The following is a 25,724-nucleotide window of genomic DNA, read 5'->3' on the forward strand; positions in this document are numbered from 1 at the left end:
TCATGTCTCTCGATCACCGTCTCTCCGCAGAGCACGAGGAACTCCGCCGCACCGTCGAGGAGTTCGCGCAGAAGGTCGTCGCCCCGAAGATCGGCGAGCTGTACGAGCGCCACGAGTTCCCGTACGAGATCGTGCGCCAGATGGGCGAGATGGGCCTCTTCGGGCTCCCCTTCCCCGAGGAGTACGGCGGCATGGGCGGCGACTATCTCGCGCTCTGCCTCGCCCTGGAGGAGCTCGCCCGCGTCGACTCGTCGGTGGCCATCACGCTGGAGGCCGGCGTCTCCCTCGGCTCCATGCCGGTCTTCCGCTTCGGCACGGAGGAGCAGAAGCGCGAGTGGCTGCCCCGCCTGTGCTCGGGCGAGATGCTGGGCGCGTTCGGCCTGACGGAGCCCGAGTGCGGTTCGGACGCCGGCGGCACCCGTACGACGGCGGAGCGCGACGAGCAGACCGGAGAGTGGGTCATCAACGGCTCGAAGTGCTTCATCACCAACTCCGGTACGGACATCACGGGTCTGGTCACCGTCACCGCCGTCACGGGGCGCAAGGACGACGGCTCTCCGCGCATCTCGACGATCATCGTCCCCTCCGGCACCCCCGGCTTCACCGTCGCCGCCCCGTACTCGAAGGTCGGCTGGAGCGCCTCGGACACCCGCGAGCTGTCCTTCTCCGACGTACGGGTCCCCGCCGGGAACCTGCTCGGTGAAGAGGGCCGCGGCTACGCCCAGTTCCTGCGCATTCTCGACGAGGGCAGGATCGCGATCTCCGCGCTGGCCACGGGGCTCGCCCAGGGCTGCGTCGACGAATCCGTCTCCTATGCCAACACCCGGAAAGCGTTCGGCAAGCCGATCGGCGCCAACCAGGCGATCCAGTTCAAGCTCGCCGACATGGAGATGCGCGCGCACACGGCGCGGGTCGCGTGGCGTGACGCGGCGTCCCGGCTGATCCTCGGCGAGCCGTTCAAGAAGCAGGCGGCGCTGGCGAAGCTGTACTCCTCGGAGATCGCGGTGACCAACGCCCGCGAGGCCACCCAGATCCACGGCGGCTACGGCTTCATGAACGAATACCCGGTGGCCCGCATGTGGCGCGACTCCAAGATCCTCGAAATCGGCGAGGGCACGAGCGAGGTCCAGCGGATGCTGGTCGCCAGGGAGCTCGGCGTCGGATAATCGCCGCATGGCGGAGATCATCCAGCGCACCGGCACATGGACGTTCGACGGCGAGACCGTGCGGATCGTCCCTGCCATGGAGAAACACACGCACCCTCTGCGCAAGGCGCTGGGCGAGGTGGCGGTACCGATCACGGCGATCTCCGGCATCGCTCACGAGCCGGGCCGCAAGGGCGGCCGGTTGCGGCTGCGCCTGCGAGAAGGAGCCGACCCGCTCGCCCAGGTGGCGAGCGGGCGACTGCCGGACGCGTCGGACCCGTACCAACTGCCGGTGGAGAAGGACCGCACCGGCGTCGCCGAGTACTTCGTGGAGGAACTCCGCCGCGCGCTGCTGCTGGACGAGGTCCCGGACACGCCCACCGACCGCTATCTGCTGCCCGGGCCCGCGGTTCCGCTCACGGCGGGCGGCACGGACGGCACGGCCTCCTTCGACGGCGAGCGCGTCCAGCTGGAGTGGAACTGGATGGCCAACGAGGCCAAGTCACACACGGGCCCCCGCAACTTCACCCTCGAGGAGCTCGACGGCGTGGAGTGGACGCCCGCGATCGGCTGGGAGAACGGCTCGCTGCGCTTCCGGCCGAAGGGCAACCACACCGTCCTCAAGCCCGAGCACGACCCCAACTGCCTGATGCTGTGGGGCATTCGGCAGGCCCGCGAGACGGGCGGCTCGGTCCTGCTGGCCGCCGCGGTGACCGCCCGGCTGCCTCATCCCGCCGGGACGAAGGCGGCCGCCGGATCAGGCCCGGCCGAGCTTGCCCCGTCCCTCGCCAAGGACGGCGCGCGCCCGGCGGAGACCGCGGACGGCGGGACCGCCGGGGACCACGACCGGCTGCTGCACCGCCTGCGCGAACTCGGCGAGCTGCACCGCGAAGGCGTCCTCACCGACGAGGAGTTCACCACGGCCAAGAAGGCCGTCATCGACCGCTTCTGACGCCCGACGCCGGACGAACCCCGGGCCCGGACGAACCCGGCGCCCCGATCCGGCCAGTCGCCGGGACCAGACGTCTCGGCGGCCCGCCGTCACTCTCCCCGCCGTCACTCTCCCTCGTCCGGCCACGGCACCTGCGGCGAGCGCCAGTACTCCATGCCCAACTGCTCCCAGCGCGGCCCCTGTTGCGCCAGCCGCACCCGGTAGCCCTCCCAGCCGAGCGCCGAAGCGGGCGACCAGCCCAGCTCCGCGATGCCGGGAAGCCGCGGGAACGCCATGAACTCGATGTGCTCGCTCTTCTCCAGCGTCTCCGACCACAGCGGCGCCTCGACCCCGAGCACCGCGTCGGCGGGCGCGCCCTTGATATAGCTGCCGGGCTCCCAGTCGTAGGACTGCTGCGCCTCCACATATCCGGCCCAGTGCAGCCCCAGCGGCGTGTCCTCGTTGTACTGCATATCGAGGTAGGCGCGGTTGGCCGGGGAGAGAACCAGCTTCGTCCCCTTCTTCGCCGCCTCCGCCACCTCGGGCTCGTCGGCGGCTCCGCTCGTCCCCCAGTACTGCGCGACGGCGCCCTCGGCGGGCTTCGCGCCGGTGAGCTGGTGCCAGCCGATGACGGTCTTGCCGTACTTCGCGACGGTCTTCTGCGCCCGCTCCATGAACGCGACGTAGTCCTCGTGGCTGGTCGAGTGCGCCTCGTCGCCGCCGATGTGGAGATAGCGGCCGGGCGTCATGGCGGCCAGTTCGCGCACCACGTCGTCCACGAAGTCGTACGTGACGTCGAGCGGCACGCACAGCGAGCTGAAGCCGACCTCGGTGCCGGTGTAGCGGGGCGGCGCGACGCCGTCGCAGTTGAGCTTCGCGTACGAGGCGAGCGCGGCGTTGGTGTGCCCCGGCATGTCGATCTCCGGCACGACGGTCAACTCGTGCTCAGCGGCGTAGCGCAGGATCTCCCGGTAGTCGGCCTTGGTGTAGTAGCCGCCGGGGCCGTCGCCGACCTCGGTTCCACCGCCGTAGGTCGCGAGCCGTGGCCAGGAGTCGATGGCGATGCGCCATCCCTGGTCGTCGGAGAGATGCAGATGCAGCTTGTTGACCTTGTACAGGGCGAGTTGGTCGATATAGCGCTTCACCTCTCCGACGCTGAAGAAGTGCCGCGAGACGTCGAGCATCGCGCCGCGGTACGCGTAACGCGGCCGGTCCGTGATCGTGCCGCCGGACACCTGCCACGGGCCGGGCTGCGGGGTGCGCGACTCGACCTGCGGGGGCAGCAGTTGGCGCAGCGTCTGCATGCCGTGGAAGAGACCCGCGCCGGTGGGTGCGCTGATGACCGCCGCACGCGGCGAGACCTTCAACCGGTAACCCTCAGCGCCCAGGCCCGACTTGCCGGACTCCTCATCCGCGAGGCGCAGTTGGATGCCGTCGCTGCCGGGCGTCGTGGTGACCGGCAGCCGGTATCCGGTGGACGGGCGCAGCAGCGCGGCGAGTTGGTTCCCCACGCGCTGCGCGTCGCCGGAGGAACCCGTCACGCGGATCACGGTCCGCTCGGTGACGGTGAAGGGGTCGCCGCCCTTCCGTACGGACTCGGGTGCCGGCACGACCTGGTCGAGCGGCGTGGGCTCCCCGGCGCGGTGCCCGGCGTCTTCGGCGGAGGCGGCAGTCGCCGTGGCCCCGAGGGAGCCGGGCACGACGGTGGCGAGGAGAGCGGCGCACAGCAGCAGCGGGATTCGTCTCACGAGCGGTCCCTTCGGTGGACGTCGCGCACGGGGGCCCAGGCGGCGGTGCCGCGAGAGCCGGGGTTGCGGGGAGCAGACGAACGGACACTGTGTATCGCGCCCCTCACGCCGGGTCAAGGTGTAGACCACTCGCGGGCCGTCTGGGGCCCGCGCGGGCCGGACCCCGTCACCGCAAGATCACGCGCAGCTACTCTCGACACGTGTGCCCGATATCGGGCAGGTTTCTTGCGTTCACTGCCCCGAGCCCGCAATATCAAGGTGTGCTCGAAGTGCGTACGCCGGTCCACGACGACCTCATCGACCATCTGGTCCGCACGACACCGCTCCAGCGCGGTGAGGCGGCCCGGATCGTTCTGGACGTCCTGGCGTACTTCGACGAGACGACCGAGGAGTTCGTACGCCGCCGCCACCGCGAGCTGCAATCCAGGGGGCAGAACAACCCGCAGATCTTCGCCCGCATCTCGTCCGAGCTGCCGTACCGAGCGGTGGCACCCCCGGATCTGTCACTGCGGCAACTGCGCCGCATCGTCTACGGATGACGGATGTCGGACGACCGACGGCCGATGGCGGATGGCCGATGCCGGACGGCAGGTGCGGGATGACAGGCGCCGGATGACAGCTGACAGATGACGGACGACGAACATCCGACGGCGAAAGCCCGACGATGAGGGCCGACGAACCGGCGAACGGTTCCGGCGCCCGCCATACGACGGAACAGAACGACGACCAGCCCACCACAGAGTGGAAACCGACGAGGGAGAGGCAACAGCCAATATGTGCGGAATCGTGGGATATATCGGCCGACGCGAGGTTGCTCCGCTCCTGCTGGAGGGTTTGCAGCGGCTGGAGTACCGGGGATACGACTCCGCCGGCATCGCGATCCACAGCAGCGGCACGGGCAGGAGCGCCGGCCTCAAGACGGCCAAGACCAAGGGCCGCGTCCGTGACCTGGAGGACCGCATCCCCGCGAAGTTCGCGGGCACCACCGGCATCGCCCACACCCGCTGGGCCACCCACGGCGCCCCGAACGACGTCAACGCCCACCCGCACCTCGATCCGGACGAGAAGGTCGCCGTCGTCCACAACGGCATCATCGACAACGCCGCGGAGCTGCGCGCCAAACTCACCGCCGACGGCGTCACGTTCGCCTCCGAGACCGACACCGAGGTCCTCTCCCACCTCATCGCCCGCGCACAGGCCGAGCGCCTGGAGGCCAAGGTCCAGGAAGCGCTGCGCATGGTCGAGGGCACGTACGGGATCGCGGTGCTGCACACGGACTTCCCCGACCGCATCGTCGTGGCCCGCAACGGTTCCCCGGTGGTGCTGGGCATCGGCGAGCACGAGATGTTCGTCGCCTCCGACGTCGCCGCGCTCGTCTCCCACACCCGCCAGGTCGTCACCCTGGACGACGGCGAGATGGCCACCATCAAGGCCGACGACTACCGCACGTACACCACCGAGGGGTCGCGCACCTCGACCTCGCCCGAGACGGTGGAGTGGGCGGCCGAGTCGTACGACATGGGCGGCCACGACACGTACATGCACAAGGAGATCGCCGAACAGGCCGACGCCGTCGACCGCGTGCTGCGCGGCCGCATCGACGAGCGCTTCGCGACCGTCCACCTCGGCGGCCTCAATCTCGACGCCCGCGAGGCGCGCAGCATGCGCCGCGTGAAGATCCTCGGCTGCGGCTCGGCCTACCACGCGGGGATGATCGGCGCCCAGATGATCGAGGAGCTGGCGCGCGTGCCGGCGGACGCGGAGCCCGCCAGCGAGTTCCGCTACCGCAACGCGGTCGTCGACCCGGACACCCTCTACATCGCGGTCAGCCAGTCCGGCGAGACGTACGACACGCTCGCCGCGGTCCAGGAGCTCAAGCGCAAGGGCGCACGCGTGCTGGGCGTCGTGAACGTCGTCGGGTCGGCGATCGCACGCGAGACGGACGGCGGTGTGTACGTGCACGCCGGGCCCGAGGTCTGCGTCGTCTCCACGAAGTGCTTCACCAACACCGCCGTGGCCTTCGCGCTGCTCGCGCTCCATCTCGGCCGTATCCGCGACCTGTCGGTGGCCGACGGCAAGCGGATCATCGAGGGGCTGCGCCGGCTGCCCGGCCAGATCGACGAGATCATGCGCGCCGAGGACGACATCAAGAAGCTCGCGGAGGACTACGCGCGGGCCAAGAGCATGATGTTCGTCGGCCGCGTGCGGGGCTACCCGGTGGCGCGCGAGGCGTCGTTGAAGCTCAAGGAGGTCTCGTACATCCACGCCGAGGCCTACCCGGCCTCCGAGCTCAAGCACGGGCCGCTCGCGCTGATCGAGCCCGCGGTGCCGACGGTCGCGATCCTTCCCGACGACGAACTGCTCGACAAGAACAGGGCGACGCTGGAGGAGATCAAGGCCCGCAGCGGCAAGATCCTCGCGGTGGCGCATCAGGAGCAGGAGAAGGCGGACCACACGATCCTCGTGCCGCGCAACGAGGTGGAGCTGGACCCGGTGCTGATGGGGATTCCGCTCCAACTCCTCGCGTACCACACGGCGTTGGCGCTGGGCCGCGACATCGACAAGCCGCGGAACCTGGCGAAGTCCGTCACGGTCGAGTAGCGGTCTGACGGGCCGGCAGACGTACGGGGATCACGCACAGGGCGAGGTACGAGGAAGACGTCCGGCGGCCCCGCAGGCCGAAGTTGATGGGCGGAATCCCGCGCGGGCCACCATCCACGCGGGATTCCGCCTCCCCTTGCCGGCGTCGCCCATAACGCCGGCAGGTTGCCGTCCCACGGGACCGTCACCTCCCGTGCGACAGCACGCTTTTCCTATGTGCGGGCGTCCCCGTGCCACCTATATGCCCCTCACAAGCGCACAATCCACATGCCGAGTTGGGGAGATTCAGCGCCCGGACAAATTTCGAACTCGGCCCGCAGAAGGGGCAATTGACCACCGGCTGCCGGGGCGGGCTTTACGGAATCACCACGACCGGACGCTCGGCGCGCCGCGCGAGCCGCCCGGCCACCGAGCCGAAGATCCGCCCCGCGAGACCGTGCGTCGAACCGACGACGATGGCGTCCGCCTCGTACTCGTGCCCGACCTCTTCCAGTTCGTGGCAGATGTCGCCGCCGCGCTCCACGAGGATCCAGGGAACCTCGGCGAGGTGCTCCGCGCAGGCGAGTTCGAGGCCGAGCACTTCCGTGCGGTGGTCGGGCACGTCCACGAAGACGGGCGGCTCGCAGCCCGCCCAGACCGTCGTCGGCAGCCTGTTGGCCACATGAACGATGATCAGGCCCGAGCCGGATCTGTAGGCCATCCCGATCGCATACGCGAGAGCACGCTCGCTCGACATCGACCCGTCGAACCCCACAACCACGCCGTGCTGGAAGGCCGGATCGCATGAGTGGCGTGCTTCTTCCGCCGCTTCATCGGTCGCGCCGGGATCGGCGACCTGCTTGCGGTCCGCTGGTTCGGGGATCTCGTGTCCGGCCATCTGTGTCTCGGCGAAGGGAGTCCTCTGTGCGGAGGGAGCGGCGGTTGACTGGGAGCTTCCGTACGGGAAGTCGGGACGCTGAGGGGTGGCGCAAAGATCCGGCCACGGATCCCGGCGAAGAGCCCTCTCCAGCCTCTTACCCGTAAGGGTACGACCAGACTCCCCCCTTGCCCAGGGGCGCTGGGAGGCACCGGCCGCTACAGGCTGACCCCGGAGCATGCCTGAGGGAGCGCCATCACGCAACGCCCCCGTTCGCCCCCTTACCGGCAACGACCCCTCGCACACGTTGAGTTACATCCCTCTCGACGCTGCGTTATCACTGCGTGCTCACACCGATCCACCGTCAGCGCGGAGGCCGCCGCCGTCTTCCGTCCCCGGCGTTCCGCTTCGACCTCCGGGCGGACCCGTACGACCACGGACCGGAGCGCGGCACTGGCCTCGGTTCCGGCCCGGGCGCGCACCCCCCGGCGGACTTCGACACGGAGGGCGCGGCGCACGCCTCCGCCGCCGCGGCCGGACTCGTGCGCTGGGGCGCCTTCTGCTGTGCTGTGGCTCCCCTTACGCTGCTGGCCTGCGGCGTTCCGTTCACCACGGTCCTCGTCGCGGCCGTCGGGCTCATCGCCGTCACGGCGGCGTGCGGTGCGCTCCTGCGCGGGTCCGACGTGTACGCACCACGGAGCCCAGGCCGCTTCGGCACCGGCAGACCGGGCCCGCACCGGGGCCGCCACGGCCGCACCGGCACGGGTCTGCACAGGGGCGGAAAGTACTGGGGTTTCCCGGGCGAGCAGTAAGGGGCCGAATTCACACCGGCGTACGCCGGTTCACGGAGGCGTACGTTTAGAGGGTGTCCGATTCCCAGGTGCGGTCCCCGTATTTTTCGGCCAATCTTCTTACTGGTCACGGAAGTTGAGACGGCAACTTCGCCACCCCTCGCCACCTGCGAGGAAAGGACCGACGGGCACGTGTGGCTCCTACGGCGGCGGGGCAGGGACGGCATGCGCACTTCCCAGTGGCGTCACCGAATGGAACGCTTCGTGATCGAATGCTTCACGCCAAGTTGCCTTGTCGACATAGCGCCGAGTGTCGAACTTGTCCCAACGGCACCGTCCGACACAGTAGATTCGATCTTGGCTATCGCCGCGGGGGAGACGTGCAGGACCGAAGAGGACGCGACGATTGAGGGGGGCTGACTTCCGGTGAGCGTTCCAAAGAGCCATCAGGACTCGACGAACGGCCCGGCGACGACCCGCAAGCTGGCCGCGCGGCGGCGCCGGGAGATCGTGTCGGTGCTGCTCTTCAGCGGTGGTCCCATCTTCGAGAGCTCCATACCGCTCTCCGTCTTCGGCATCGACCGGCAGGACGCAGGGGTCCCCCGCTATCGGCTTCTGGTGTGTGCGGGGGAGGACGGGCCGCTGCGTACGACCGGCGGGCTCCAACTGAGCGCTCCCTACGGCCTCGACGCGCTCTCCCGCGCGGGCACCGTCGTCGTCCCGGCCTGGCGGTCGATCACCCAGCCGCCCCCCGCCGCCGCCCTGGACGCGCTGCGCCGGGCGCACGAGGAAGGGGCGCGCCTCGTGGGTCTCTGCACCGGGGCCTTCGTGCTCGCGGCCGCCGGGCTGCTGGACGGACGCCCCGCGACGACGCACTGGATGTACGCACCGACGCTCGCCAAGCGCTACCCGTCCGTCCACGTCGATCCCCGCGAACTCTTCGTGGACGACGGGGACATCCTCACCTCCGCGGGCACCGCCGCCGGCATCGACCTGTGCCTGCACGTCGTACGCACCGACCACGGGGCCGAAGCGGCGGGTGCCCTCGCCCGCCGCCTGGTGGTCCCGCCCCGGCGCGGGAGCGGCGCGGAGAGCGGAGGCCACCCACGCCATCTGGACCGCTCTTTACCCGAGGAGATGGGCGCGGACCCGCTGGCCGAGGTCGTCGCGTGGGCGCTGGAGCATCTGCACGAGCAGTTCGACGTGGAGACGCTGGCCGCGCGTGCGTACATGTCCCGCCGGACCTTCGACCGGCGCTTCCGCTCGCTCACCGGCAGCGCACCCCTGCAATGGCTGATCACGCAGCGGGTCCTCCAGGCCCAGCGGCTGCTGGAGACCTCCGACTACTCGGTCGACGAGGTCGCGGGGCGCTGCGGTTTCCGCTCCCCCGTGGCGCTGCGCGGGCACTTCCGGCGCCAGCTGGGCTCGTCGCCGGCGGCCTACCGGGCGGCGTACCGCATACGGAGGCCGGACGGCGGCAACGGAGCGGGGACCGGCGAGGGCGGCGACGGCGACGGGGCCGGCGGCGAGCCGGGTGCCCGTACGGGCGCCCCGGGTGCCCACGGGGTCCAGGGCGGGCACGGCGCTCACGGCGACCCGGGGGTCCCGGGCGCTGCCGCCGACCACGGCGTGCTGCACGCGGCCGGCTCGTACGCCCAGCGCGACCTGCGGGACGCCGCCCGCGCACAACGCGAGTCCCGCCACGACGGCGCGGAGCCGGGCAAGCCCGAATCGGACGCCTGGGCCCCCAGAGTGCCGGGACAGCGGGGCCGCGGCTGACCGTGTGGACGTAGGGTGAAGCGCATGAATGACCGCATGGTGTGGATCGACTGCGAGATGACGGGCCTCTCGCTGTCCGACGACGCGCTCGTGGAGGTGGCCGCCCTGGTCACCGACTCCGAGCTGAACGTACTCGGGGAGGGCGTGGACGTGGTGATCCGTCCCCCCGCGCGTTCGCTGGCCTCGATGCCGGACGTCGTCCGAGAGATGCACACCGCATCGGGCCTGCTGGACGAGCTCGACGACGGCACGACCCTCGCCGACGCCGAGGCGCAGGTCCTGGAGTACGTACGGAAGTACGCACCGGAGGCGGGCCGCGCTCCGCTCTGCGGCAACTCGGTCGCCACCGACCGCGGCTTCCTCGCGCGCGACATGGCCGACCTGGAGGCCCACCTCCACTACCGCATCGTGGACGTCTCCTCCATAAAGGAGCTGGCCCGCCGCTGGTATCCGCGCGCGTACTTCAACAGCCCGCCGAAGAACGGCAATCACCGCGCGCTGGCGGACATCCGCGAGTCGATCGCGGAGCTGCGCTACTACCGGGAGGCGGTCTTCGTACCGGCCCCCGGGCCGGACTCGGAGACGGCGAAGAAGATCGCGGCCAAGCACGTGGTGCCGCCCGGTCCCTGAGGGGCCCGAGAGAGGGGTGCGCCGCGGGCGCCTCGGCCCCGCTGTGGGCCCGTGGGCCGCCGGGAACCCGTGCGCAAGCACCCCGGCCCACCCTGTACACTCTTTCTCGGCCGGACGGAAGAGCGAGCCGGTCGTGGTGGATGTAGCTCAGCTGGTAGAGCACCTGGTTGTGGTCCAGGATGTCGCGGGTTCAAGTCCCGTCATTCACCCTCAACTGATCAAGGCCCCGACCTGGGGAAACCCGGGCGGGGCCTTTGTCGTGCCCTGTGGGCCGGGCGGCGCCGCGGCCGTGGACCCGGCGCCGTGCCGAGAGCCGTGCGCCGGGCGGCAGTTCGGGCCGCGGGCGGTGCCGCCGTACGGCCGCGTGGGTGAGCGGCGGGGCGCTGGGGATGCGGCGGACCTGGGGCGGACCGAGCCTGGTGGGAGCGGACCCGGGACCGTGAGGCCACCCAGGTCCAGGGAGGCCCAGGGAGAGGACTCGATACACATGGCAGGTCCACACGACCCGAACGGCCCTCAGGATCCTCGCAGTCCGCACGGCCGGCATGGCCGGCACGGCCGGAGGCCGGGCCCGGGAGAACCGGGCCCGGGCGGAGGCGCGGGGTCGGGCAGGGAGACAGGACCCGGCGGAGACGCGGGATCAGGCCGCCCCGGGCCGTACGGGGCCCCCGACCAGGACGCCCCGTTCGAGCCCTTCGAGCCGGTGCAGGGCTACGGCCCCGCCGCGCGTTACCCGGACCCGTACGACGGGGGCGGTACGTACGTGCCGGAGAAGCGGGCCAACGGCTTCGACCACGACCGTCCGCCGGGCGGGCCCCGCCGTGTCCGCGTCGTGCGGCTGTGGGCGGGCGGCGTCATGGTGGCGCTGGTGGCGGCGCTCGCCGCGACCGTCGCGCTGCTGCTCGTGCGCGGAGTGCTGGACATCCCGGTCTTCGCGCCCCAGGAGGAGGCCACGATGGAGCTCACCTCGACGGGCCAGCTCGCGCTGGGCTCGGCTCTGGCCGCGCTCGCCGCCACGGCGGTGCTGAATCTGCTGATGCTCGCGACACCGCAGCCGGGGCGGTTCTTCGGCTGGATCATCGCGCTGGCCACGGCTGCCGTGATGCTGCTGCCCTTCACCTCCGATGCGAGCTGGAGGGCGAAGGCGGGCACGGCTGGCGTCTATCTCGTGATCGGCATCGTCATCGGCACCCTGCTCGCGACCGTCGCCCGCACCGCAGCCGCGAACGGCGACACCCGGCGCCGCTGAGCACCGGAACGCATGGCAAGGCCCCCACCGGGACGCCTCTCCGGTGGGGGCCTCATGCTGGCTCGCGTCGCGGGATGTCTCACGGGCTATGCGATGCGGACACCGTGCCGAGCCAGGTAGGGGAGGGGGTCGACCTCGGTTCCGTAACCCCGCTGCTTGCGGACCTCGAAGTGCAGATGCGGGCCGGTCGAGCGGCCGGTGTTGCCGGATTCGCCGAGCACGGTGTTCGCGCGCACGGCGCGCCCCAGCCGAACGCTGATCTTCGAGAGGTGCGCGAAGAGGACGTGCTTGCCGTCCTTCATGTGAACGATCACGGCGTTGCCGTACGCGCCCGCCTCCCCGGCGAGTTCGACCCTGCCCGTGCCGACGGACCGTACGGTCGTGCCCGGAGGGGCGGCGAAGTCGACACCCGTGTGGTGTCCCGCCGCCCAGCTGCCGGGGACTCCCCAGCGCTCGGATATGCGGGCGGACCTGGTGATGGGACGTACGTATGACGGTGCCGGTCTGCTCACGGTGTGGCGGTGGTGCTTCTTGCCGGGACTCCCGACGTCGTCGGACGCCGGTGCCAGGTTGTGGGGCCGGCTCCCCATCGACGCGGAACCCGCGAAGCCGCATATGGAAATGGCCGCCGCGAGCCCGCCTGTCACTATTCGCCGGACGATTCCTGACTCACTCCGCGTCTGAGTTGTCATACCTCGCAGCAAAGGCCACCAGCTGGGGGCCCGCACGCGGGAGTTGTCCGGAGGGGTGACGATCCCGGCGCTGCGTCACCCTCAGGGGTGGGGTGGCCGTTCCGGGCCGGGAGCCGTACGGGCGCACCCGGAATGCGGAGCGCTCCGCACAAGGCGACCCTGAACGGAGAAGAGGGAGAAGCGCGAAGAAGAAAGAGTGGGGCGCAGCAGGGTGTGGGGGGAAGGCGCTGCGCCCCACTCTGGTCCGGTGCCGGGCTCCGGCCCGGGGATTCCGGGTCCGGGGCCCGGCCGTGGGGCCGGACGTCGGGGGCGGACGTCAGCCGGTGAAGCCCTTGGCGAAGGCGTCGTCCTCCTGCTCGATGCTCGAACAGGTCGGGTCCGCCTGGTCCTTGGGACCACCGGGGCAGGCCTTGTCCCTGGTCGCCGACCACATCGACAGCCAGGCCAGCTTCTTCTCGTCGGCGAACTTCTTCACCTCGGCGGCGTCGTCCGTCTTGAAGACCTCGACGTTGACGTCGTTCACGCCGATCATCGGCGTGACGGCAACGGTGTTCCACGCCTTGGCGTCGTCGTCGATGCCCAGCGCCGACTTGACCTGCTTCTGCGTGGCGGTCGCGGCGTCGATGGCGTACTTGCCCATGTCGCCGTCGTACTTGGGGCCGTAGTCCATGGCCATGATGTTGACCGCCGAGACCTTCACGCCGTTCTTCTTGGCGTTCTCCAGCAGGCCGGTGCCGTCCTGCGTCAGGCCCTCGGGGAGCACGGGCAGGGTGAAGGAGACGTCCAGGTCCTTGTGCTTCTCCTGGAGCTTGGCGATGGCCTGCGCGCGGCGGGTGTTGGCCTCGGTGTTGGGAAGCGTCGACCCTTCGATGTCGAAGTCGACCTTCTTGAGGGCGAACGCCTCGACGACCTTTCCGTACGCCTCCGCGAGCTGGTCGGCGGAGTTGCAGGCAAGGGCGAGTTCCTGTCCGTTCGCGCCGCCGAAGGAGACCCGCACGTCTCCGCCCTTGGCGCGGAAGTCCTCGATCTGCTTGGCGACGGCGTTGGCGCCGAGGTCCTCGGCCCCGCCCCACTTCGGGGCGCAGTCGCCGCCGGAGGTGATGAAGGCCAGGTTGAACTCCTTCACACCGCTCTTCTCGGAGCTCTTGAGAAGGTCGAAGGAGGGCTGGAGCGAGGTGTCGACGTACGGCGCGAAGCCGCCGCCCGCCGCGGGCCTCGCCCCGTTCCCGGCGCCCGCCTTCTCCTCGCCGGCGCTCGCGTTCCCGGCGAGCGCGAACGCGGTGCCGGCCACTGCCGCCGCCGCGGCGACGGCCGCCACGAGCTTCACCTTGCGGCTCGTCCGAGGGGGCTGTGCTTCGGGATTGTGGGGGGTGTTCGTCATCGTGAGGTTGCCTCATCCGGTGGGGGTGTGGTGCGGACGAGCAGCAAGCTAGCGAGGCCGACTCGGACAATTCGCTTGTTACGGGCGGGAGTTGAAGAACTTAGGCCGCGCTTAAGGGAGGGGAATGGTCCGGTTATGGATCGGGGTCCGGTGCGGGGCGTCCGGTGCGTTCGGGCCGTCGGACCACCCCGGTACGGCGCCCTGGGACGCCGTACCGACCGCGCCCGCACGGGACGGACGCGGGCTTCGAGGGCCAGGTCGGCGCGTATGTGCCAGGGGACGCGTCGGTCAGGAGCGGCGGGCCGCGTAGCGGATGATGCGGCGCTCGGGGCGGCGCCGGCCGCGCCCGCGGCGGCGGCTCTGCGCCTCGCCGCCGTCGAGCGTGAGCCACACCCGTATCTCGGTGCCTCCGAGCACCGACGGGCCGATGCGCACGTCGCCGCCCGTGGACTCCGCGACCCTGCGCACGATGTCCAGCCCGAGCCCGGTCGAGCCGGGCTTGCCGTCGCCGTGGCCCCGGCGCAGGGCCGCGTCCGGGTCGGGTATGCCGGGGCCCGCGTCAGAGACGAGCACGATCACGGAGTTGCTGGCGGGACCGCCGTGGTGGACGTCCACGGAGAAGGCCGTGCCCTCGGGCGTGTGCCGGAAGACGTTGCCGAGCATCGCGTCGAGCGCCGCGGCGAGTTCGGTGCGGGCGACGGGCACCCTGACCGGGCGGTCGACGCCGGCCAGCCGCGCCTCGCGGCCCTCGTCCTCGGCGAGCGCCGACCAGAACGCCATGCGCTCGCGTATGACCTCTGCCGCGTCGCAGGCGGCGGACTCGATGCCGCCGGTCGCCTGTGCCCGCTGCTCGCGCTGCTCGCGGGCGGTGCTGATGATGTGGTCGACCTCGCTCTCCAGCTTGGCGACGGCCTCACGCGTGTGCTCAGCGGCGTCGCCGTCGCCGAGGGACGCGGCGTTCAGGCGCAGCACCGTGAGCGGCGTACGCAGCCTGTGCGACAGGTCGGCGGCCAACTCCCGTTCGTTGGCGAGGAGTTGTACGACCTGATCGGCCATGGCGTTGAACGCCGCGGCGGCCGAGCGCAGTTCGCTCGGCCCGTCCTCAGGCACGCGCACGCCCAGCTTGCCCTCGCCCAGGGAGTGCGCGGCGGCGGCCAGCCGTCCCGCCGGGCGCACCATCAGGGTGCCCAGCCGGTCGGCCACGGCCACCGAGCCGAGGATCAGCGCGATGCCGACGCCCGCGAGCACCAGCCAGGACGTGGTGACGTTGTGGGTCACCTCGTCGTTCGGGATGAAGACCTCGACGACGGCGAACTCGCCGCTGGCCACGGCCGTCGGCCTGAGCAGCGTGTAGCCGCCGGGCACCGTGACGGTGGAGGCGCGGCCCTGGCGGCGCGCGGTTTCGAGCTGCTCCTTGGTGGCGCGCTGCCGCCCGACCTCCACGGCGCTGTCCGGCCCGGCGGCACCGGCCTTCGACTTCGAGGACTCCGAAGACCCGGAGGACCCGGGGGACTTCGACGAGCCGGACGCGCGCGGAACATGCACGGCGAGCCGCCCGTCGCCGCCCGCCTCCGTGCTGACCACGGCCTTCTCCAGCTCCTGCCGGTCCGTCGTGATCGCCAGCACCGGGCCGACGGTGGCCGCCTGCCGCTCCGCGTTGGAGAACGCCCTGTCCCGCGCCGTCTCCTTCACGACCAGCCCCAAGGGCACGGCGAAGGCGATCACCACCATGACTGTCACGGCGAGGCACACCTTCACCAGTGCCCATCTCATGCCCGTATGTCCTTTCTCACGGCCGCGCTTCCCCCGGAGCCTCGAGCTTCACGCCGACGCCGCGGATGGTGTGAAGATAGCGAGGGCGGGCCGCCGTCTCCCCCAACTTGCGGCGCAGCCACGAGAGATGGACGTCGATGGTCTGGTCGTCGCCGTACGACTGCTGCCACACCTCGGCCAGCAGTTCCTTGCGGGCCACGACCACTCCCGGCCTGCCCGCGAGAAAGGCGAGCAGATCGAACTCGCGGCGGGTCAGGTCCAGTACGGTCCCGTCCAGCTCCGCCTGCCGCCGCAGCGGGTCGATGGCGAGGCCGCCGACCCTCAACACCCGCTCCGTGACCGTGCCGTGGCCGCCGCCACCGCCGCCCGCGCCGCCCTGCGACCGCCGCAGCACCGCGGACATGCGGGCGGAAAGATGCTCCACGGAGAAGGGCTTGACCAGGTAGTCGTCCGCGCCGTCGTTGAGCAGCCGGACGATCTCGTTCTCGTTGTCGCGGGCCGTGGCGACGATCACCGGTACGTCGGTGATGCCGCGCAGCATCTTCAGCGCCTCGGCGCCGTCCAGGTCGGGAAGGCCCAAATCGAGGATCACGACGTCGAATCCGTGCTGGGCCACCTCACGCAGCGCCTCCAGCGCTGTGCCGACGCTGCGCACCACATGCGAGGCGTCCTTGAGGTGCCGGATGAGGGCGGAACGTACGAACTGGTCGTCCTCGACCACGAGCACTCGGGCCATGTGCGCACGTTAGTCCATACCGGGGCGTGAGTCCGCAGGTTGCAGCTATGGTGACAGGGATGGGACGACGAGCACTTGTGCACGCGGCGGCTTGGGCACTGGCCACGAGTGCCGCGGTGACGCTGTCCTGGTTCGGAGTGCACACGGTCCTGGCGGGCACCGAGTACGAGCCGCCGCGCTCGCTGCCCATCGCGGAGGGTTCGTCGTCGACGACCGGGCCCGGATCGCCGTCCCCGCAGCAGCCGGAGCCGACGCCGTCGCCCTCGACCAGCGAGCCGCCGCCCTCGCAGACGCAGCGGCCGACACGGTCCCCGTCCCCACCGGGCGGCGACCGTACGACGAAGCCGGCGCCGCAGCCCCCGGACTCGGGCTATCCCTCCGACTCCGGGCAGGTGAGGGGCGCCAGCGTCGCCGGCGGCCGTGCGGTCTTCGACATGCGGGACGACTACGCGACGCTGGTGTCCGCGACGCCCAACGACGGCTGGGACACGCAGGTATGGAAGGACACCACCTGGATCCGGGTGACGTTCTCCAAGGACGGGGCGTCCTCGTCGATCTTCTGCCGCTGGGACGGCGGACCGCCGCGCATCGAGTCGTACGACAACGGCTGAGGCCCGACCGGCACATCGGAAGGTCTTCGCCGCGTCGGCGTTCGCCGGCGGTCAGCGGAACACGCCGTCCGGCGGGGCGGGTGACGGTTTCGCCGTCGCGTCCGTGACCGGTGCCGCGCCTCCCGCGAAGCCGCCGAGCGAACCGCCGGACTCCACGCGCCCCGGCTGCGGATCGCTCGCCGAGAGCCGGGTCAGCTCCGCGACGGGCAACTCCCGGTCGGAGGCGACGAGTACGGCGTTGCCGAAGCGCCTCCCCCGCAGCACCGCGGGGTCGGCGGTGAGCGCCGCACATCCGAACACCGCGCGCACGGTGGCGACTTGGGAACGCAGATGCTCCAGCGGAGCGCGCCTGTGCCCGGGACCCGCGCCGGCACCGGAACCCGTACCCGCACGGGTGCTGCCGCCGTCGCCGCCTCCCGGGCCGTCCGCGATGTTCGCGGCGTAGAGCCCGTCCTGACGCAACACGCCCCGCACCTCGCGCAGGAATTCGGTGCTCGTCAGATGCGCGGGCGTGCGGGCTCCCGCGAAGACGTCCGCGATGACGAGGTCCGCCCACCCCTCGGGAAGCCTGGCCAGCCCCTCGCGGGCGTCGCCGCCGCGTATCCGTATGCGCCAGCCGCGCTCCAACGGCAGTGCGGTGCGCACCCATTCGGCCAGAGCGGTGTCCTTCTCGATCACCTGCTGCGTGGAGCGCGGCCGGGTGGCCGCGACGTAACGGGCGAGGGTGAGCGCACCGCCGCCCAGGTGCAGCACGTGCAGCGGACGGCCGGGCGGAGCGGCGAGATCGATGACGTGCCCGAGCCTGCGCTGGTATCCGAAGCCGAGGTACATGGGGTCGTCGAGGTCGACGTAGCTCTGCGGCGCGCCCTCCAGCAGCAGCGACCAGCCGTGTGCGCGGTCGGGGTCGGGCACGATCTCCGCGGCCCCGCCGTCGACCCGCTTGCTCAGCGTCTCGCGCGCCGCGCGGCGGCCGCCGCCGCGAGCACCGCCCGCGCCTCTGCCTCCGCCACCGCGGGCACCGCGGCCGTCGCCGCCCGCGCCGCCCTGCCCTCGCCGTCTGCCCTTCGCCACACGTCCAGTATCGCCGGAGCGTCAGCGCACCTCAGCGCGTGACCGGGAGGACCGGCTGATCACTGGCAGCGGTCGACGGCCTCGATCGTGCGGGCGGCCTCCCCCAGCGCGGCCCGCAGCAAGGACGCGTCGGTGGCCACCCCGAACGCCCCCTCGGGGGGCACGAGCCAGCCCGTACCCGCAAGTGGCGGTTCCTGGGCGACAGTTCGGGGCCGTCCCGGGGTCTGCGTGCAGGCGCTGCCCGGGAGATCCCAGCAGTCGGCGGTGCCGGGCGGCACGAGAAATCCGAGCGTGTCCCCCTCCCCGTCGCACAGCAGCACCGGGCCGAGACCGTCCCGCAGCCGCAGGATGTCCACGGCCTCCAGGCCCTGCCGTGCCGGGACCGTCACCAGATCGCAGGGCACACCGCCGGAAACGGTGCGGACTCCTGGGCCGGTGTCCATGGGGACTCCTCCTCCGAGCTCCTCCGCAGTGGTCATGCAGAGTTCAACGGCCTACCCCGTCAACGGGGTACGGCACACCACGTCACAAAGGATGGCACTTCATGGCAGATGACGGGTGAGATATCCGTTTTGTAGCGGAACGCTGCGTGCCGACCCCGTAACAGCCGGTACCGTCCGGCCATGGCGTCGTCATCTTCCGCGTCGCAGGGCCCGCATTCCGAGCCCAACGTGGTGTTCCGGCAGCTGCGCGGCACACAGTCGCCCGCCGAGTTCGCCGCGGCCGTACGCCGGGCCGGGCGCGAGATCGGTGAGCACGTCGCCTGCGACGCCCGGTACATCGGCCGTGTGGAGGCGGGCGAGATCCGCTGCCCCAACTACGCGTACGAACGGGTCTTTCTGCACATGTTCCCCGGTCGCACGCTCACCGACATGGGCTTCGTCGCCAGGGAGGCCGTAAGGGGCCGAGCCGCCCGCCGGCCCCGGCAGGCTTACGGGGGTGACAAATCGCCGCCGTATCCGACGCCCCGTCAGCCGGAATCCCGTACCCTCTTCGGTCAGCACGACAGCCCCACCGATCCCGTCAATCACATCTGGCCCATCAGCCCCAGTAGTCACACCCCTCCCGGCCAACCTCCCGCCGGGCCCGGAGCGCCCGGCAGCCGCGACGCCTCCGCCGATCCCCCGCTCTGCCCCAACTCCCTTACCTGCACCTTCTGTTCAGACTGTTCCGAGATCAACGAGGAGAGCGACGTGCTACGTCGCGCGTTCATGATCGGCGGCCCGGCTGCCGCCCTCACCGCCATGCCGCCCATGGCCTCCGTGGCCACTGCCGCGGACGGCCGCGCCTTGTCCTCGTACCCGAGCCGACGCGTCGGGGAGTCCGAGGCGGAGGCACTGGAACACGCGGTACGGCGCATCCGGCTGCTCGACGACCGGCACGGCGCCGAGGCGCTGTACCGGCGCGCGGGCGACTCGCTCCGCGCCGCGTACGAACTCCTCGACACCGGTCTGCCCAGCCGCCAGTCCGTCACGGACCGCCTGCACAACGGCGCGGGCGAACTGGCCATCTCCGTGGGCTGGTTGGCGCACGACTCCGAGCGCTTCGGCGACGCGCGCTCGCACTACGCCGAGGCGCTCGCCACCGCGCGCGTCGCCGCCGACCCGTCGCTGGAGGCCCACGCGTTCTGCAACACCGCCTTCCTCGCCCGCGACGCGGGCCGGCCGCGCGAGGCCGTACGGGCGGCGCAGGCCGGGCAGCAGGCGGCCAAACACCTCGGCTCCGCACGGCTGTTGTCGCTGCTCAACATGCGCGAGGCGGGCGGCTGGGCCGGGCTCGGCGACCGTACGGCCTGCCAGGAGGCGCTGAGCAGAGCGCACTCACTCTTCGAACGCGGCACCGCCGACCCGGATCCGGCGTGGATGAGCTTCTTCGGCGAGGCCGAACTCGCGGGGCTGGAGGCGCAGTGCTGGTCGGCGCTGGAGGACTGGGAGCGCGCCGCCGCACAGGCCCGGCGTGCCGTCGCGCTCCAGAGGCCCCACTTCGTACGCAACAGGGCCCTGTTCACGGCCGAACTCGCGGGCGATCTGGCCGCGTTGAGGCGTCCCGAGGAGGCAGCGGAGGCGGGCGGCGAGGCGCTGGCCCTGCTGGGGCCGGTCCAGTCCTCGCGCATCCGCGGCATGCTCCGCACGACGGCACGGCGCCTGCGCCCGTACGCGGGGAACCGGGGCGTCGACGCGTTCCTGGCGGAACAGAGCCGGGCGGTCCTGCGGCCGCGCACGGCCTGAGCGGGGCGCGGGCGGCCTGAGCGGGGCGCGCGGGCCAGGCGCCCCGCCGGTCGGGGCCCGCACGGGTCCGAAGCTCCCGTCAGTCCAGGTGCCCGGTGTCGTTCCAGCGGCTCACCGCGGGCTGGCCGTATGCCCAGCCGAGCACAGAGAAGGACGCCGGCGAGAGCGAGAGGCGTCCCCCGAAAGGGGTCTCGTGCCCGAGCCAGCGGGCGCCCAGCACGCGCAGGAAGTGGCCGTGCCCGAAGACGAGCACGTCGCGGTCCTCCGAGCGGGCCCACTCCACGACGGTGTCGGCGCGGTCGGCGACCTCCCGCATGCTCTCGCCGTCCACGACGCCGTCGCGCCAGATGAACCAGTCCGTGCCGGAGTCCTCGCTGATCTGCTTCGTCGTGAGGCCCTCGTATGCGCCGTAGTCCCACTCCTTCAGGGCGCCCCACTCGGTGGCGCGGTCTCCGAAGCCCGCGATGTCGCACGTCTCGCGGGCACGGGAGAGGGGGCTGGTGCGCACCTCGACGCCGGGAAGCCCGTTCCACGGCTCGCGTCCCAGCCGCGCACCGAGGAGCCGGGCGTCGCGGCGGCCCTCGTCGAGAAGCGGAACGTCGGTGCGGCTGGTGTGCTGCCCGGTCGTGGACCACTTGGTCTGACCGTGCCGGACGAGCAGGATGCGCGCTGCCATGGAAAACCCTTCGGCCTCGGAGGAGAGTCGCAGATCAGGCCCGCGGGCGCGCACACCCGCCCGTCGAGTCGGTCGCGCCGGGCGCCGGGCTTCCGGCACCTGCCGGCCGCGCCCGTCCGCTCGCTTCCGCCGGTGTGCTCACGTACGGTCATCTCTGCCCTTCTCGCCCCATGTTCGCCCTTGCGGTCGCCGTTCCCGGTCGCAGGCGCGCGGGCGCCGGTGGGGTGTCTGTCAGCCGTGGATGCCACACTTCCGCAGGTGATGCAGTCTTCCGCGAGGCGATGCCGATGAACCGCTCCGAGGGCGGCGCGAGCGCCCTGCGCCGGCGCCTCACCGAACTGCGCGGCGGGCCCGGCGTGCCACCGCGCCCGCTGGACGCGCGCGCCCTGGCGGCCCTCGCCGCCAACCCGGGCTGCCGCCGCCGCGCCCTGCTGGACGGTGCGGGTGTCGACAAGGCCGCCGTGGCCCGCGCGTTGGGGGCGCCGGCGCCGTTCGGGCAGTCCCAGTTCGCCTTCGCGCGGGGCAACTCGTTCGAGGCGAAGGTCGCGGCGGACGGCGGCGCCGAGCTGATCCGGCTGCTGTGCGCCAGTACGGGCGAGACGCCGCCGGAGCCGGGCGAGGTGACCCTTCCGGATCTCTCGGCCGACGGTCCCGCGGGGCGAACGGCCCGTACGCGCCTGGCACTTGGGCCGGAGGGCGAGGGCGGAGGCGAGGGCGCCGGCAGGGCCGGGGAGGCCGGGAAGACCCCGGGCAGCGCGGGCGGTGGCTGGGCCCTGCTCTTCCATCCGATGCTCGCCCTGGAGGTCGCGGGCTCGACGGCCTATCTGGAGCCCGACGCCATCGCCGTCCATCCGGACGGCAGTTGGACTGTGGCCGAGATCAAGTCCTTTCCGGTCCTGGACGGTTCGGCGGACGCGGCGAAGGTCGGGGCCGCCGCCCGCCAGGCGGCGGTGTACGCACTCGCCCTGGAGGAGTCGGGCGTGCCGGGCGCGGTGCGCGAACAGGCCCTACTCGTGTGCCCGAAGGACTTCTCCAACCTGCCCACCGCACACCCCGTCGACATCCGCAAGCAGCGCGCCACCACGCGCCGTCAACTCGCCCGTCTCACCCGCCTGGAGGAGATCGCCGCCGCACTCCCGGCGGAGACGGTCTTCGATCCGTCCCGGCCGGTGCCCGAACTGACCGCCGCCGTCGAGTCCGTGCCCGCGGCCTACGCCCCCGAGTGCCTGTCCACATGCGAGCTGGCCTTCCACTGCCGCGACCGGGCGCGCGCCGCGGACGCGGTGGAGTCGCTCGGCCGGTCCGTACGGGGTGAGCTGGGAGGCTTCACGACGATCGGCGACGTCCTCGCGGCGGCGGGAGTACGCCCGTCCGGCGGCGACGGCGCCGGTCCCGATGCCCGTACGGACGTCCGTACCGAGAACCGTACGGACGACGGCGCGGACAACGGCGCGGAAGGCCGAACGGACGCCCATAACCGTGCACTTGACGACGAACCGGCCGCGGCGGCGCTGCGCCGCGCGGCGCGGCTGCGCGCCGAGGCCCTGGGAGGCGCGCCGTGCTGACCGCCGCCGACGGCCGCGCGGCCTGCTCCGGCCGAACCGGCAGGTCCTGCCGGCCCGACGGGTCCTGCCTGTTCGGCCGGTCCGGAGTCCCGGGCGGCCCCGACTGCCGGGAGGCGTCATGTCGTTGATGTCCGCGCTCGCCCGCATGGAGGCCGTCGCGGCGGGACGGGCGCAGCCCAGGGCCACCGTGCGCCACCGGCATCTGGCCGAACGTCCGCTGGTCTTCGTGCCGTTGACCACCGCGGGTGAGGCGGGAGCCCCGCTCGGCGCCATGGTGGGCACCGACCGCGAGGCGCCCGTACTGCTGGTCGTGCCGCAGCCGCGCGACCGCGATCTGCGCTTCGCGTTCCTCGCGCGGCTCGCCGGGACAATGCTGCCGCACCTGGAGTCCGCCCAGGACGAGATCGAGTGGGAGGAGCGCAAGGAGACGGACCCGGAGACCGGCAAGAAGGTGACCGTCCAGGTCGAACTGTGCGCGGACGCCCCTCAGTTGATCGTCCCGAACGGGCCCGGCGCCGACTTCGTACGGCTGCTGGGCCGCTCCATGCGCTTCCGTCGCACCGCGGAGGAGGACCCGGAGGCCGCATACCCGGCTCCCCCGCGCGTGCCGCTGCTCGGGCGCTGGCTCACTCTGTACGGCGAGCGAGCGCGCGTCCCCGGCTCCTCGCTCCTGCTGTCCATGACCGAGCTGCTGGCGCGGCACTGGGCCACGGGCCAGAGCTCGCTGGAGGACCAGCACCTGGGCGCACTGCTCGCGTGGATCGACCCGCCGCCGGGCGCGAGCGGCGGCGAGGCAGCGCTGCGGACGGAGGTGGAGCGCGACGCGGCCGGTCAGTTGCTGTGCCCGCCCGCCGGTCCGGCCACGGACCCGGCGTTCGACAACAAGCTCCTCGCGCCCGCGATCGACCGCTTCGACGCGGACGTCCCGGGAGCGGAGGACGAGGTGCGCGAGCTGATCGCCTCCCAACTCCGGCCGGCGTGGGAGGCGGTGTGGCACGGCATCGATCTGCTGCGCGGGCTGCCGGAGGGCGAACGCGTCGCGGAGCGCTTCAAGCGCGACCGCTGGTCCTACACCGCGCACCGCGACCGGGTGCGCGGAGGAGAACCGCCGCAGCCCCGCCTCGACGACGCGGTGACGGCGGCCGCCAAGCTCGCCCAGCGCGAGCGCGAACAGGCGCGGCTGGAGGCCCAGGAGGCCCTCGACGACCCTCTCGTCATGGCCGAACGGCGGTTCGCGGGCGAGGCGTTCGCGGGCGAGGTCACCGCGGTGGAGATGGCGTACTCGGAAGGGAAGCGCGCCATGCCCCGCCCCCTGGTCACGCTCCGCACGGAGGACCGGCCGCATCTCGGCGAGGGCGCCAAGGCGCACCGGGTGACGGGCGAAGGGGCCCGCCAGAGCGCCGAGTTCGTGCCTCAGGACCAGCAGGGCGAGCACGAGCCCGGCATCGTCACGCTGCGCCTGACCAGCGGCATGGGGCGCGGCAAGGACCCGGCGCCCGGCACCGTCCCGGAGAAGGGCGACCGGCTGTGCTGGACGCTCTTCGAGCACGCGCCGCGCGGCGGCCCGGAGTTGCCCGAGGTGAAGGACACTCCGTGGACGCACGGCGGGCCGCCCGCCGAGCCGGTCACGGCGGGCACCGCGGGCACTGCGGGCACTGCGACCGCAGCGAGCACGGCGGGTTCAGCGGACACGGCGAGCACGGCTGCTACGGAGACGGCCGCCGTGCAGGCGCCCCTGCCCGACCCCGTCACCAGTGAGGACCTCCTGTGAGCGCGCCGCCTCGTCCATACGACCCCGCGACCGGCCCGCCGGTCTCCGGGCCCACATCCAGCGGTACCGCACCCGCAGACGCCGCCGCCCGCGCCACCGAGGCGATCCTCCACGACACGCTGCACGGCTCACGCCGCGGCGTCGTCGTGGACTCGCCGCCCGGTGCCGGGAAGTCGACGCTCGTCGTCCGCGCGGCACGCGAACTCGCTGCGGCCGGACGGCCGTTGATCGTGATCGCGCAGACCAACGCCCAGGTCGACGACCTCGCGGGCCGGCTCGCCGCCGCCGACCCGGAGCTGCCGGTCGGGCGGCTGCACAGCAGCGACACGCGCCCGTACGATCCCGCGCTCGACGACCACCCGTGCGTCGTCACGTCGGCGAAGATCGGCGACCTCGCCGCACTGCCCGTCGTCCTGTCCACCGCCGCCAAGTGGGCCTGGGTGAAGCGGGACGAGGGTCAGGCGCCGTGGGCGCACGCGATCGTGGACGAGGCGTACCAGATGCGGTCCGACGCCCTTCTCGCGGTCGCGGGCCTCTTCGAACGGGCTCTCTTCGTGGGCGACCCGGGCCAGCTCGATCCGTTCAGCCAGGTCGGCGCGGAGCAGTGGGCGGGGCTCACGCACGACCCGTCCGCCAGCGCCGTCACGACGCTGCTGTCCCACAATCCGGATCTGCCGCAGCACCGGCTCCCCGTCTCATGGCGGCTTCCCGCGTCGGCCGCGCCGCTGGTCTCGGACGCCTTCTATCCGTACACGCCCTTCCGCAGCGGCAGCGGGCCCGGCGACCGGCGGCTCGTCTTCGGCGTCCCGGGGGACGGTTCGCCCGCGGACGGCGTGCTCGACGAGGCCGCCGGCTCCGGCTGGGGTCTGCTGGAGCTGCCCGCGCGGCTGACCCCTCGTACCGATCCGGAGGCCGTCGCCGCCGTGGCTCAGGTCGTGGGCCGGCTGCTCGCCCGCGGCGGCTCCACCACGGACGAACGTTCAGGGCCGATCCCGCTCACCGCCGACCGGATCGCCGTCGGCACGGCGCACCGCGATCAGGCCGCGGCGGTGCGTTCGGCGATCGCCGGGCTCCGGCTCCCCGAAGAGCTGCGCGCTGGGGACGTCACCGTCGACACGGCCAACCGCCTCCAGGGCAGGGAGTTCGACGTGACGGTCGTGCTGCATCCCCTCTCCGGCCGGCCCGACGCGACGGCGTTCCATCTGGAGACGGGACGGCTGTGCGTGCTGACCTCACGGCACCGGCATGCGTGCGTCGTGGTCTGCCGGGCCGGGGTCCCGGAGCTGCTGGACGAGCACCCCGCCACCGAGCCCGTCCAGCTCGGGGTCACCGTGAAGTTCCCGGACGGCTGGGAGGCGAACCACGCGGTGCTCTCGCATCTGTCGGCGCACACGTGACCTGGCGTCCGTGAGCCGCGCCGCAACGAGCCCCCGCCGATCCCCCTGAACCCCTGCGAACCCCCCCTGAGCCCCCTGAGCCCCCTGAGCCCC

At 72.2% G+C, this 25,724-nt stretch carries 21 protein-coding genes, 1 tRNA gene and 1 pseudogene; 14 read left to right on the forward strand and 9 right to left on the reverse strand.

The window, feature by feature from the left end:
* The first annotated feature begins 2 nt into the window (after positions 1-2).
* Positions 3-1,166, forward strand: coding sequence for an acyl-CoA dehydrogenase family protein (locus QQM67_RS20470; protein WP_314175423.1), 1,164 nt, complete (start codon positions 3-5; stop codon positions 1,164-1,166).
* 7 nt (positions 1,167-1,173) lie between these two features.
* Positions 1,174-2,097 (forward strand): DUF4429 domain-containing protein, encoded by a 924-nt coding sequence (locus QQM67_RS20475; RefSeq protein ID WP_314175425.1) that lies wholly within the window; start codon positions 1,174-1,176, stop codon positions 2,095-2,097.
* A 104-nt stretch (positions 2,098-2,201) separates the two neighbouring features.
* Here the strand turns inward: QQM67_RS20475 and QQM67_RS20480 are convergent, their stop codons facing one another.
* Entirely contained in the window at positions 2,202-3,824 is a 1,623-nt protein-coding gene (locus QQM67_RS20480; protein ID WP_314175426.1) for a beta-N-acetylhexosaminidase, read from the reverse strand.
* Between the two features lie 260 nt (positions 3,825-4,084).
* Here QQM67_RS20480 and QQM67_RS20485 point away from each other — a divergent pair, with 260 nt between their 5' ends.
* Together QQM67_RS20485 and glmS are read left to right on the forward strand one after the other, a co-directional pair.
* On the forward strand, positions 4,085-4,363 hold the full coding sequence (locus tag QQM67_RS20485; RefSeq protein ID WP_314175427.1) for a hypothetical protein: 279 nt from the start codon (positions 4,085-4,087) through the stop codon (positions 4,361-4,363).
* A 235-nt stretch (positions 4,364-4,598) separates the two neighbouring features.
* A complete protein-coding gene (glmS, locus tag QQM67_RS20490; RefSeq protein WP_314175429.1) occupies positions 4,599-6,425 on the forward strand; it encodes a glutamine--fructose-6-phosphate transaminase (isomerizing) in 1,827 nt (608 codons plus the stop codon).
* Positions 6,426-6,780: 355 nt separating this feature from the next.
* Here glmS and QQM67_RS20495 read toward each other — a convergent pair whose 3' ends face one another.
* On the reverse strand, positions 6,781-7,302 hold the full coding sequence (locus QQM67_RS20495) for a universal stress protein (protein WP_314175430.1): 522 nt from the start codon (positions 7,300-7,302) through the stop codon (positions 6,781-6,783).
* Between the two features lie 323 nt (positions 7,303-7,625).
* On the opposite strand from QQM67_RS20495, the gene QQM67_RS20500 reads away from it, so the two are divergent.
* The 5 genes from QQM67_RS20500 (at position 7,626) to QQM67_RS20520 (ending at position 11,730) form a co-directional block, all read left to right on the forward strand.
* Positions 7,626-8,093, forward strand: coding sequence for a hypothetical protein (locus QQM67_RS20500; protein ID WP_314175431.1), 468 nt, complete (start codon positions 7,626-7,628; stop codon positions 8,091-8,093).
* A gap of 405 nt (positions 8,094-8,498) precedes the next feature.
* Positions 8,499-9,851, forward strand: coding sequence for a helix-turn-helix domain-containing protein (locus QQM67_RS20505; RefSeq protein ID WP_314175433.1), 1,353 nt, complete (start codon positions 8,499-8,501; stop codon positions 9,849-9,851).
* A 24-nt stretch (positions 9,852-9,875) separates the two neighbouring features.
* A complete protein-coding gene (gene orn / locus QQM67_RS20510) occupies positions 9,876-10,481 on the forward strand; it encodes an oligoribonuclease (RefSeq protein WP_314175434.1) in 606 nt (201 codons plus the stop codon).
* A 136-nt stretch (positions 10,482-10,617) separates the two neighbouring features.
* Positions 10,618-10,690, forward strand: a tRNA-His gene (locus QQM67_RS20515).
* A 494-nt stretch (positions 10,691-11,184) separates the two neighbouring features.
* Entirely contained in the window at positions 11,185-11,730 is a 546-nt protein-coding gene (locus QQM67_RS20520; RefSeq protein ID WP_314175435.1) for a DUF6069 family protein, read from the forward strand.
* Between the two features lie 86 nt (positions 11,731-11,816).
* Here QQM67_RS20520 and QQM67_RS20525 read toward each other — a convergent pair whose 3' ends face one another.
* The 4 genes from QQM67_RS20525 to QQM67_RS20540 all read right to left on the reverse strand — a co-directional run bounded on the left by QQM67_RS20525 (position 11,817) and on the right by QQM67_RS20540 (position 16,312).
* Positions 11,817-12,320 (reverse strand): M23 family metallopeptidase, encoded by a 504-nt coding sequence (locus tag QQM67_RS20525; RefSeq protein WP_314175436.1) that lies wholly within the window; start codon positions 12,318-12,320, stop codon positions 11,817-11,819.
* Positions 12,321-12,738: 418 nt separating this feature from the next.
* Positions 12,739-13,803: a chitinase gene (locus tag QQM67_RS20530; RefSeq protein ID WP_314175437.1), complete on the reverse strand. Its 1,065-nt coding sequence runs from the start codon at positions 13,801-13,803 to the stop codon at positions 12,739-12,741.
* Positions 13,804-14,091: 288 nt separating this feature from the next.
* The gene (locus tag QQM67_RS20535; protein ID WP_314175438.1) at positions 14,092-15,576 is read right to left on the reverse strand and encodes a sensor histidine kinase; all 1,485 of its coding nucleotides are present in this window, start codon (positions 15,574-15,576) and stop codon (positions 14,092-14,094) included.
* Positions 15,577-15,592: 16 nt separating this feature from the next.
* Positions 15,593-16,312 carry a response regulator transcription factor gene (locus QQM67_RS20540; RefSeq protein ID WP_314175439.1) on the reverse strand — a complete coding sequence of 240 codons (720 nt, stop codon included), beginning with the start codon at positions 16,310-16,312 and terminating at the stop codon, positions 15,593-15,595.
* A gap of 59 nt (positions 16,313-16,371) precedes the next feature.
* Here QQM67_RS20540 and QQM67_RS20545 point away from each other — a divergent pair, with 59 nt between their 5' ends.
* Positions 16,372-16,923: a hypothetical protein gene (locus QQM67_RS20545; protein WP_314175440.1), complete on the forward strand. Its 552-nt coding sequence runs from the start codon at positions 16,372-16,374 to the stop codon at positions 16,921-16,923.
* Between the two features lie 51 nt (positions 16,924-16,974).
* On the opposite strand, the gene QQM67_RS20550 is transcribed toward QQM67_RS20545, so the two are convergent.
* Together QQM67_RS20550 and QQM67_RS20555 are read right to left on the reverse strand one after the other, a co-directional pair.
* Complete coding sequence (locus QQM67_RS20550; protein WP_399067229.1) at positions 16,975-17,994, reverse strand: fused MFS/spermidine synthase; 1,020 nt, start codon at positions 17,992-17,994, stop codon at positions 16,975-16,977.
* Between the two features lie 59 nt (positions 17,995-18,053).
* Positions 18,054-18,437: a hypothetical protein gene (locus QQM67_RS20555; RefSeq protein ID WP_314175441.1), complete on the reverse strand. Its 384-nt coding sequence runs from the start codon at positions 18,435-18,437 to the stop codon at positions 18,054-18,056.
* 180 nt (positions 18,438-18,617) lie between these two features.
* On the opposite strand from QQM67_RS20555, the gene QQM67_RS20560 reads away from it, so the two are divergent.
* Positions 18,618-20,222 (forward strand): tetratricopeptide repeat protein, encoded by a 1,605-nt coding sequence (locus tag QQM67_RS20560; protein ID WP_314175442.1) that lies wholly within the window; start codon positions 18,618-18,620, stop codon positions 20,220-20,222.
* A 79-nt stretch (positions 20,223-20,301) separates the two neighbouring features.
* Here QQM67_RS20560 and QQM67_RS20565 read toward each other — a convergent pair whose 3' ends face one another.
* Positions 20,302-20,898 carry a histidine phosphatase family protein gene (locus QQM67_RS20565; protein ID WP_314175443.1) on the reverse strand — a complete coding sequence of 199 codons (597 nt, stop codon included), beginning with the start codon at positions 20,896-20,898 and terminating at the stop codon, positions 20,302-20,304.
* A 281-nt stretch (positions 20,899-21,179) separates the two neighbouring features.
* On the opposite strand from QQM67_RS20565, the gene QQM67_RS20570 reads away from it, so the two are divergent.
* The 3 genes and pseudogenes from QQM67_RS20570 to QQM67_RS20580 all read left to right on the forward strand — a co-directional run bounded on the left by QQM67_RS20570 (position 21,180) and on the right by QQM67_RS20580 (position 25,645).
* Positions 21,180-22,463: a hypothetical protein gene (locus tag QQM67_RS20570; protein WP_314175444.1), complete on the forward strand. Its 1,284-nt coding sequence runs from the start codon at positions 21,180-21,182 to the stop codon at positions 22,461-22,463.
* A gap of 118 nt (positions 22,464-22,581) precedes the next feature.
* On the forward strand, positions 22,582-24,234 hold the full coding sequence (locus tag QQM67_RS20575) for a hypothetical protein (protein ID WP_314175445.1): 1,653 nt from the start codon (positions 22,582-22,584) through the stop codon (positions 24,232-24,234).
* 104 nt (positions 24,235-24,338) lie between these two features.
* Positions 24,339-25,645 (forward strand): annotated as a pseudogene (locus QQM67_RS20580) (AAA family ATPase).
* Positions 25,646-25,724: the final 79 nt, after the last annotated feature.

Source organism: Streptomyces winkii, from assembly GCF_032248595.1.
Classification (GTDB): Bacteria; Actinomycetota; Actinomycetes; order Streptomycetales; family Streptomycetaceae; genus Streptomyces; species Streptomyces winkii.

Coding starts and splice junctions, on each gene's coding strand:
- QQM67_RS20470 (WP_314175423.1), top strand. CDS start 3: ATGTCTCTCGATCACCGTCTCTCCGCAGAGCACGAGGAACTCCGCCGC.
- QQM67_RS20475 (WP_314175425.1), top strand. CDS start 1,174: ATGGCGGAGATCATCCAGCGCACCGGCACATGGACGTTCGACGGCGAG.
- glmS (WP_314175429.1), top strand. CDS start 4,599: ATGTGCGGAATCGTGGGATATATCGGCCGACGCGAGGTTGCTCCGCTC.
- QQM67_RS20495 (WP_314175430.1), bottom strand. CDS start 7,302: ATGGCCGGACACGAGATCCCCGAACCAGCGGACCGCAAGCAGGTCGCC.
- orn (WP_314175434.1), top strand. CDS start 9,876: ATGAATGACCGCATGGTGTGGATCGACTGCGAGATGACGGGCCTCTCG.
- QQM67_RS20525 (WP_314175436.1), bottom strand. CDS start 12,320: ATGGGGAGCCGGCCCCACAACCTGGCACCGGCGTCCGACGACGTCGGG.
- QQM67_RS20530 (WP_314175437.1), bottom strand. CDS start 13,803: ATGACGAACACCCCCCACAATCCCGAAGCACAGCCCCCTCGGACGAGC.
- QQM67_RS20535 (WP_314175438.1), bottom strand. CDS start 15,576: ATGAGATGGGCACTGGTGAAGGTGTGCCTCGCCGTGACAGTCATGGTG.
- QQM67_RS20540 (WP_314175439.1), bottom strand. CDS start 16,312: ATGGCCCGAGTGCTCGTGGTCGAGGACGACCAGTTCGTACGTTCCGCC.
- QQM67_RS20545 (WP_314175440.1), top strand. CDS start 16,372: ATGGGACGACGAGCACTTGTGCACGCGGCGGCTTGGGCACTGGCCACG.
- QQM67_RS20555 (WP_314175441.1), bottom strand. CDS start 18,437: ATGGACACCGGCCCAGGAGTCCGCACCGTTTCCGGCGGTGTGCCCTGC.
- QQM67_RS20560 (WP_314175442.1), top strand. CDS start 18,618: ATGGCGTCGTCATCTTCCGCGTCGCAGGGCCCGCATTCCGAGCCCAAC.
- QQM67_RS20565 (WP_314175443.1), bottom strand. CDS start 20,898: ATGGCAGCGCGCATCCTGCTCGTCCGGCACGGTCAGACCAAGTGGTCC.
- QQM67_RS20570 (WP_314175444.1), top strand. CDS start 21,180: ATGCCGATGAACCGCTCCGAGGGCGGCGCGAGCGCCCTGCGCCGGCGC.
- QQM67_RS20575 (WP_314175445.1), top strand. CDS start 22,582: ATGTCGTTGATGTCCGCGCTCGCCCGCATGGAGGCCGTCGCGGCGGGA.